Genomic DNA, 8,414 nt, shown 5'->3' on the forward strand with positions numbered 1-8,414 from the left:
GACAAGGCGAGAAAGATCATGAAAATCGGAAAGAAAATACCGATAGCCGAAAGAGCATCGGCACCCAACCCGGCGACCCAGATTCCATCGGCGAAGTTGTAAAGAGTAAAGGCGAGGTTACTTATTATTATCGGAAACGAGAGCTTTGGAATAGACTTTCTCGGATCTCCCAGTAAAATCTCTACACTTTCCACCAAAGAAAACTGATACGTTTTGATTTTTAAAGAAAACGATTCGACACATTTTTAACGCTAAAAATGCCAGTATTTTTTGATGAGAATGCTCCTCCCGCTATTGCTCCTCCTTTTAATCGCAAAAGCGGAAGCTTCGAAGGTAGTGGAGGTGAATATAGAAGGGGCTATTAACGAAGGAACCGTAATAAAGCTTGAGAGGGCGTTTAAGATAGCTGAAGAAGAAAACGCTGAAGCTATTCTAATAACCCTCGACACGCCGGGGGGATTGGTTAAGTCGACCGAAAAAATAGTTTCGATGATCTTGTCCAGCAGAATTCCCGTAATAACCTACGTTTACCCTCCCGGGGCTTTTTCAGCCTCAGCCGGTTCGATTATACTCATAGCCGGACACGTAGCTGCGATGAGCGAAGGAACTTCCGTAGGAGCTGCAACGCCAATAGCCGTTGGAGTTGAAGGAACAAAAGTCGAGGAAAAGGCTGTAAAATACTTGGCAAGTTACGTGAAAAGCATAGCAGAGAAGAGGGGCAGAAATGTAACGGCAATCGAAAAATTCGTAACGGAAGCCTACAGCTTGTCTGCGAAAGAAGCTTTGAAGTACAATGTTATTGACGTCATCGCTAACTCGAAGGAGGAGCTTTTTGAAAAGATAAACGGATGGGAAGTTAATGTAAACGGCAAAAAAGTTAGACTAAATTTAGAGAAACCAGAGATTATCTACGTTAAAAACGATTTGAGAGGAGCAATTTACGAATTTCTCACAAGCCCGGAAATAGCTTCGATACTCCTAATCCTCGGAATTTACCTCCTCATTTTCGGATTAACTTCCCCCGGATACATCCCGGAAACTCTTGGTGCTATTTTCCTAATCCTCGCCTTAGCCGGGCTTGGGGTAATGCAGATTAATTACCTTGGCGCTTTGCTCATTCTCTTAGCCATAATTTTCCTGATAGCCGAACTTATGACTCCAACTTACGGATTTCTTGCTGCAGCATCAATTTTCTGCTTCGTTCTCGGAATGCTCATGCTGATAAACGAACCGATGCTTCCAGAAAAGTTCTACAGCGAAGCAAGAAACTTCGTGTTCGGCGTTGCGATAGGAACTGCTTTAATAATGACCTTCGCAATAGTGAAAATTTCCCAGCTGAGAAAAGAAAGGAGAAAAGTTGGTGGAGAGGCGATAATCGGGAAAAGAGGGGAGGTTATAAGCGTGAATAATAAGACTTTTGCCAAAATCAGAGGGGAAATTTGGGAAGTGGTTTGCGACGAAAAGCTTGAAGTGGGAGATGAAGTGGAGGTTGTTGGGAGAGAGGGGTTGAAGCTGAAGGTGATAAAGGTTGGTGGAAAGGGAGCTTAAGGAAGAAACGATCAAGTGGCTGGAGAGGATAAAGAGGAAGAAGTTCAAAGCTAAAAACGGATTTGAGAATTTTGAGAGAAACATCAGAGCGTACATATCCGACTCCGAATATTTTTTGAGAAAGAACGATTTAATTAGAGCTTTTGAATGCGTCATCTGGGCTTGGGCTTGGTTGGAAATTGGGAAGGAGTACGGATTTCTGGAGGTGGAGGAATGAATCCCTACGAAATGGCTTGCATTCAGCTTGAGAGAGCGGCAGAGATGATAAATTTAAGAGAAGACATTGTAGAGTACCTGAAAGTTCCCGATAGGGTAATAGAAGTAAAAATCCCGGTAAAAATGGATGACGGAAGAATTGAAGTATTCACCGGCTATAGAGCACAGCACTGCGGAATTAGGGGGCCATACAAGGGAGGGATAAGGTATCATCCGAACGTGAATAGAGACGAAGTCGTTGCTTTGGCTATGTGGATGACTTGGAAATGCGCTGTGGTGAACATACCTTTCGGCGGGGGAAAGGGAGGAGTAAGAGTCGATCCAAAAAAGCTGAGCGAAAGCGAACTGGAGAGGTTAACGAGAAGGTACACCGCAGCGATACTCCCGATAATAGGTCCCGAACGGGATATTCCAGCTCCGGATTTATACACCGACGAGAGGGTGATGGCTTGGATCATGGACACATACAGCGTTTATAGGGGATACGCTGTCCCCGGCATTGTAACTGGTAAGCCGGTCGAATTGGGCGGATCCCTTGGAAGAAAATCAGCCACCGGAAGAGGGGTGGCGATAATAACGAGGGAAGTTGCCAAGCTTCTTGGAGAAGAACTAAAAAACCTGACCGTCGCAATTCAAGGTTTTGGAAACGTAGGATACTATGCTGCCAAAACTCTTTCGGAGATGGGAGCGAAAATTGTGGCTGTGAGCGACTCAAAAGGGGGAGTTTTAAACTGGGAAGGTTTGGATATCGAAGCTCTTTTCGAACATAAAAAAAGATCTGGAAGCGTTCTGAATTTCGCGGAAAACATAACAAACGAGGAGCTTTTGAGCTTGGATGTAGACATTTTAATTCCGGCAGCCATCGAGAACGTCATAACGAAGGACAACGTTAGGGATGTCAAAGCAAGAATAATCGTCGAAGCGGCAAATGGTCCAGTAACTCCAGAGGCTGAAGAATATTTAGACAAGAAGTGCGAACTCGTCGTGCCGGACATACTTGCCAACGCTGGAGGTGTCGTTGTAAGCTACTTTGAATGGGTTCAAGATCTCGAAAGATATTTCTGGGACGAAGAGAGAGTAAATTCCGAGCTTGAGAGAATCATGGTCAGAGCTTTTGAAGATGTCGTTAAGACGAAAAACGAGTTCGGGGAAATTTTAATGAGAGATGCCGCCATGATCTTAGCTCTGAGGAGAGTTGTGAAGGCTTTAGAGCTTAGAGGAATATTTCCTTAACTCCCTTTCACCCTAAGTAGTTACCTTCGACCATCATTTCTGAAGGCTCCATATCTTTTTACAAGAACTTTTTGACCTCTGCTATCCCCTTCAGAGAACAACCATTCGAGATTTTAGCTTTAATCACAAAATCTCTTAACTTCCCGATCCTTAGGTGTAAATCAAAGCGAGCCGTTAAAATCGAAATACGGATACAAGTTTAATTTGTAAGGATTATCTTAACGATCGAGAAAGTTTTAAATTAAAAAATGCTCCGGCCGGGATTTGAACCCGGGTCACCGGCTCGAAAGGCCGGTATGATTGGCCGGGCTACACCACCGGAGCTTAAAAGCGAAAACACTTGTCGGATTTATAATACTTTTGGGCGGTAAAATATTTATTATGTGCGAAACTCTTAAAAGCAGATAGAGTGTTTAGTGAGAAATGCTGAAGGAGGGCTCGTAGCTCAGCCAGGTAGAGCGACGGGCTTTTAACCCGTCGGTCGCGGGTTCAAATCCCGTCGAGCCCGCTACTCACTCCCTTTACGAAGAGGAGGTAGGACATGAAGTTCAAGCTTCAAGATCACATATTGGTTCCGAAACACGAGTTGTTGAGTAAGGAAGAGGCTGAAGAACTCCTTAAAATACTTGGAGTTAGGAAGGAAGATCTCCCCAAAATTAGGGCAGATGATCCTATTGCTAAGGAAATCGGCGCTAAGCCGGGAGATATTGTTAGAATTATTAGAGAAAGTAAAACCGCCGGAAGAAGTGTGGTTTACAGACTGGTTATATGAAAACGGAAGCGTTTTTCGGAATTCGGGAAAATTTTGAGGTGGTGGGATGTTAGATAGGAGAGTTCTTGCTCGTGCCTACTTTACCCACGACAGGTTAGTGAGGCACCAGCTTGACTCGTTTAACAGATTTATCGAAGAGAGATTGCAAAAGGTTATCGACGAGCAAGGAATCATTGAACTGGACATTGAGAACACGTACGTAATTCTCGGAGAAGTTAAGCTCGATAGACCTAAGGTTAAAGAAGCCGACGGAACAGAGCACTTGCTTTATCCGATAGAGGCAAGATTGAGAAATTTAACCTACGCATCGCCAATCTGGTTGAAGTGTCAGGTTGTTGACGAAGGTGCTCCGCAGCAGGAAGAGTGGGTTAAGATAGGAATGCTTCCAGTAATGGTGAAGTCGAAAATCTGCAACCTCTACGGAGTTAAGGACACATCGAAATTCGGAGAAGATCCACTTGACCCCGGCGGCTACTTCATAATAAACGGGAGCGAAAGAGCCCTCGTTACTCTTGAAGATCTGGCTCCGAACAAGATAATTCTTGAGAGAGAGGAGAAGTACGGAGAGCCTGTGGAAGTGGCGAAGTGCTTCAGTCAGCGCTCTGGTTACAGAGCCTTAGTTGTGGTTGAAAGGAACAGAAACAACATTCTCGAAGTAACTTTCCCCCAGATCCCGAAGCCGATACAATTCGTCGTGATGATGAGAGCTCTCGGTGTGGAAAGCGATCAGGAAATAGTCGAGATGGTAAGCGAGGATCCAGAGATAATGAAGTTCATGCTCGAAAACGTTGAAGTGGCTGAAGTGGAAACTCAGGAAGAAGCCATAGATTACATCGGAAGAAGAGTCGCTCCGGGGCAGAGCAAAGAGTACAGAATAGAGAGAGCCACGCAGGTGATAGACCATTATTTCTTACCTCACATAGGAACGGAGAAGGAGGCAAGAAGAGCGAAGGCTTTCTTCTTGGCGAGAATGGCTGAAGCCGTTTTCGAGCTTTATCTCGGATACAGAATGGAAGACGATAAAGATCACTACGCCAACAAGAGGTTGAAGCTTGCTGGAGATTTGATGGAGGAAATTTTCAGAGTTGCGTTTTTAAGGCTAATTAAAGACGTTAAGTATCAGCTTGAGAGAGCTAAAGTGAGGGGAAGGCAGCTGAGAATGAGCACGGCTGTGAGAAGCGACGTTCTTACCGACAGACTTATGCACCCGATGGCTACAGGAAACTGGGTTGGTGGAAGAACCGGAGTTTCCCAGCTCATAGACAGGCACAACTACATGTCCCTCCTCTCCCACTTAAGAAGGGTAGTTTCTCCCCTATCAAGATCGCAGCCCCATTTTGAAGCGAGAGATTTGCATCCAACGCAGTGGGGAAGAATTTGCCCGAACGAAACTCCAGAAGGACCAAACTGTGGGTTGGTGAAGAACTTCGCTCAGTACGCCGAGGTAAGCGTTGGTGTCGATGAAAACGAGATTATAAACGTCCTTTACTCCCTCGGAGTCGAGCCGATTAAGGGTAGGTGAAGATCATGAGAAAATGTAGAGTTTACGTTAATGGAGCGCTGATAGGTTTTGTCGATGATGGAAGAGCTCTTGCAGAGCAAATTAGGGAATTGAGGAGAAAAGGTAGAATAAGCAATCAGGTCAACGTTGCTTACTACCCCGACTCTAACGAGGTGAGGATAAATACAGATGCTGGAAGAGCGAGAAGACCCCTCATAGTTGTTAAAAACGGAAAACCCCTCGTGACCGAAAAACACATAGAAAAGCTTAAGAGAGGGGAGATAACCTTCGAAGATCTTGTAAGGCAGGGAAGGATAGAGTTTCTCGATGCCGAAGAAGAAGAAAACGCTTACATAGCTGTCAACGAGGAGGAGTTAACTGAGGAGCACACCCACCTTGAGCTCGATCCCTCGCTCATCGTTGGTATTTGCACCGGCAGCATCCCCTATCCGGAGCACAACGCATCTCCAAGAAACACGATGGGAGCTGCTATGATAAAGCAGAGCCTCGGTATTCCCTACGCCAATCTTCCGTTGAGGGCTGATACGAGAGGACACCTCCTTCACTATCCGCAAATTCCAATTGTCACAACAGATACTCAGCTTGAAATCAAGTACGATGAAAGACCAGCCGGACAGAACTTCGTTGTTGCTGTTGTGAGTTATGAAGGCTACAATATAGAAGACGCGCTCATTTTCAACAAAGCGAGCATAGAAAGGGGACTCGGAAGATCCCACTTCTACAGAACCTACGAGGCTGAAGAGATAAGGTACCCCGGTGGACAGGAGGATAAGTTCGAGATACCTCCTTCTGACGTGAATGGTTACAGGGGAGCTGAAGCCTACATTCACCTTGATGAAGATGGGTTGGTTGTTCCGGAAACTGAAGTTGGTCCGGACGACGTTCTTATAGGTAAGACGTCTCCACCAAGATTTCTTGAGGAGCCTACAAGGCTCGAAGTAACCCCGCAGAAGAGAAGAGAAACTTCGGTTACGATGAGAAGCAACGAAAGCGGAATTGTCGATGCCGTTTTTCTAACCCTCTCAGAGAACGGTGCTAAACTCGCTAAAGTTAGGGTGAGGGACCAGAGAATTCCAGAACTTGGAGACAAATTCGCTTCGAGACACGGACAGAAGGGAGTTATCGGGCTGATAGTTCCCGAAGAGGACATGCCCTTCACAGAAAGCGGAATAGTTCCGGATATGATAATCAATCCCCACGCAATTCCATCAAGAATGACCGTCGGTCACGTTTTGGAGATGATCGGAGGAAAGATCGGAGCAATCGAGGCGAGGAGAGTGGACGGAACAATATTCCACGGAGAGAAAGAAGAAGACCTGAGAGAAGCTTTGAAGAGATATGGATTCTCGTACACAGGAAAAGAAGTCATGTACGATGGGATTACCGGAAAGAAGTTCGTAGCTGAGATATTCGTCGGAGTGATTTACTACGAGAAGTTGTACCACATGGTCTCAAGCAAGATACACGCAAGAAGCAGAGGTCCCGTGCAGATTCTCACAAGACAGCCGACGGAGGGAAGATCGAGAAAAGGTGGATTAAGATTCGGAGAGATGGAGAGGGACGTTTTAATCGGGCATGGGGCAGCTTTGCTTTTGAAAGACAGGCTGCTCGAAGAGTCAGACAAAGTGGAAGTTTGGGTCTGCGGAAACTGCGGACATGTAGCTACTTACGACTACAAGAGGAACACAGCCTATTGCAAGGTGTGCGACGATGAGAGTAATGTGCACAAGATAGAGATGAGTTACGCTTTCAAGCTCCTGCTTGACGAGCTCAAGTCTATGCTTATCGCTCCGAGGTTAATTCTCGGAGATAAGGCGTGAGGTGAGTTTTTGTGACACCCAAAAGAATTTCCGGAATTAAATTCGAAGTCTTAAGCCCTCAGGAAATTAGGAGAATGAGCGTAGCTAAAATTTTCACCCCGGAAACATACTCTGATGACGGTTATCCGATAGAGTCTGGCTTAATGGATCCGAGGCTCGGAGTTGTTGATCCGGGGTTGAGGTGCAGGACTTGCGGAGGAAAAGCCGGAGAGTGCCCAGGGCATTTCGGGCATATAGAGCTTGCAGCTCCAGTAATCCACGTGGGCTACGCTAAGCTCATCGCAAGACTCCTTAACGGAACTTGCAGAGAGTGTGGAAGAATTTTGCTCAAAGATGAGAGGAGAGACAAGTACATAGCTCAAATAGAAAAGCTCAAAGAACTCGGGCAGAATTACGATGAAATCGTTAAGGAAGTCTTCAGAGTGACGAAGGCGGTGAAGAAGTGCCCCCACTGCGGAGCAGATCAGATAGAGGTCAAGTTCGAGAAACCCACGTTCTACTACGAAGGTGATCACAAACTCACGCCGAAGGATGTAAGAGAAAGACTCGAAAAAATTCCCGACGAAGATCTTCCAGCTTTTGGTATAGATCCGAAAGCTTGCCGACCGGAGTGGTTTGTTTTGACCGTTTTGCCAGTTCCCCCTGTAACGGTGAGACCTTCGATAATCCTCGAAACCGGGCAGAGGAGCGAGGACGACTTAACCCATAAACTCGTCGATATAATAAGAATCAATCAGAGATTCCTTGAAAACAAAGAAGCTGGAGCACCTCAGTTGATTCTCGAAGATCTGTGGGAGCTTTTACAATATCACGTGACCACCTATTTAGACAACGAGGTTAGCGGGATTCCTCCAGCAAGACACAGAAGCGGGAGACCCCTCAAAACCCTCGCTCAGAGGTTAAAAGGTAAGGAAGGTAGGTTCAGAGGTAGTCTAAGCGGTAAAAGAGTAAACTTCTCCGCAAGAACAGTAATAAGCCCGGATCCAAACCTTAGCATAAACGAGGTTGGAGTTCCGAAGGTTATAGCCGAAGAACTGACCGTTCCGATTTACGTAACTCCCAACAATATAGAGGAGGCGAGGGAATACATCCTGAGAACCGAGCATCCGAAAGCGAACTACGTCATAAGACCGGACGGAAGGAGAATTAGAGTCATCGATGCTAACAGAGAGGAATTAGCTGAGAAGCTTGAGCCCGGATGGATCGTGGAAAGGCAGCTTAAAGATGGAGACATAGTTCTGTTCAACCGTCAGCCTTCTCTGCACAGAATGAGCATAATGGCTCACTACGTTAGAGTGCTACC

The 8,414-nt window shown here is 45.9% G+C and carries 7 protein-coding genes, 2 tRNA genes and 1 pseudogene; 8 read left to right on the forward strand and 2 right to left on the reverse strand.

Annotated elements, in window-relative coordinates; all coding sequences use genetic code 11:
- A partial coding sequence (locus tag F7C14_RS06150; protein ID WP_290900937.1) for an MATE family efflux transporter occupies positions 1-194 on the reverse strand: 194 nt, incomplete at its 3' end.
- Positions 195-273: 79 nt separating this feature from the next.
- Here F7C14_RS06150 and F7C14_RS06155 point away from each other — a divergent pair.
- From F7C14_RS06155 to F7C14_RS06165, 3 genes are read left to right on the forward strand one after another with little or no spacing between them, the layout of a single operon-like run.
- Positions 274-1,548, forward strand: coding sequence for a nodulation protein NfeD (locus F7C14_RS06155; protein WP_290900940.1), 1,275 nt, complete (start codon positions 274-276; stop codon positions 1,546-1,548).
- Positions 1,532-1,765 (forward strand): DUF357 domain-containing protein, encoded by a 234-nt coding sequence (locus F7C14_RS06160; RefSeq protein WP_290900953.1) that lies wholly within the window; start codon positions 1,532-1,534, stop codon positions 1,763-1,765. Before F7C14_RS06155 ends, F7C14_RS06160 begins: the two co-directional genes overlap by 17 nt.
- Positions 1,762-2,997, forward strand: coding sequence for a Glu/Leu/Phe/Val dehydrogenase (locus F7C14_RS06165; protein WP_290900943.1), 1,236 nt, complete (start codon positions 1,762-1,764; stop codon positions 2,995-2,997). Before F7C14_RS06160 ends, F7C14_RS06165 begins: the two co-directional genes overlap by 4 nt.
- Before the next feature lie 249 nt (positions 2,998-3,246).
- On the opposite strand, the gene F7C14_RS06170 is transcribed toward F7C14_RS06165, so the two are convergent.
- Positions 3,247-3,321: transfer RNA gene (locus F7C14_RS06170), tRNA-Glu, on the reverse strand.
- Positions 3,322-3,431: 110 nt separating this feature from the next.
- Between F7C14_RS06170 and F7C14_RS06175 the strand changes: the two genes are divergently transcribed.
- From F7C14_RS06175 to F7C14_RS06195, 5 genes and pseudogenes are all read left to right on the forward strand, one after another.
- Positions 3,432-3,505 (forward strand) — tRNA-Lys (locus F7C14_RS06175).
- A 33-nt stretch (positions 3,506-3,538) separates the two neighbouring features.
- Entirely contained in the window at positions 3,539-3,769 is a 231-nt protein-coding gene (locus F7C14_RS06180; protein ID WP_290900945.1) for a DNA-directed RNA polymerase subunit H, read from the forward strand.
- Positions 3,770-3,815: 46 nt separating this feature from the next.
- Positions 3,816-5,291 carry a DNA-directed RNA polymerase subunit B'' gene (locus tag F7C14_RS06185; RefSeq protein ID WP_290900948.1) on the forward strand — a complete coding sequence of 492 codons (1,476 nt, stop codon included), beginning with the start codon at positions 3,816-3,818 and terminating at the stop codon, positions 5,289-5,291.
- Positions 5,292-5,296: 5 nt separating this feature from the next.
- Positions 5,297-7,111 carry a DNA-directed RNA polymerase subunit B gene (gene rpoB / locus F7C14_RS06190; RefSeq protein WP_290900950.1) on the forward strand — a complete coding sequence of 605 codons (1,815 nt, stop codon included), beginning with the start codon at positions 5,297-5,299 and terminating at the stop codon, positions 7,109-7,111.
- 11 nt (positions 7,112-7,122) lie between these two features.
- Positions 7,123-8,414: pseudogene (locus F7C14_RS06195) on the forward strand (DNA-directed RNA polymerase subunit A'); the annotation flags it as partial.

The sequence above is a fragment of the Ferroglobus sp. genome, assembly GCF_015521575.1.
Classification (GTDB): Archaea; Halobacteriota; Archaeoglobi; order Archaeoglobales; family Archaeoglobaceae; genus Ferroglobus.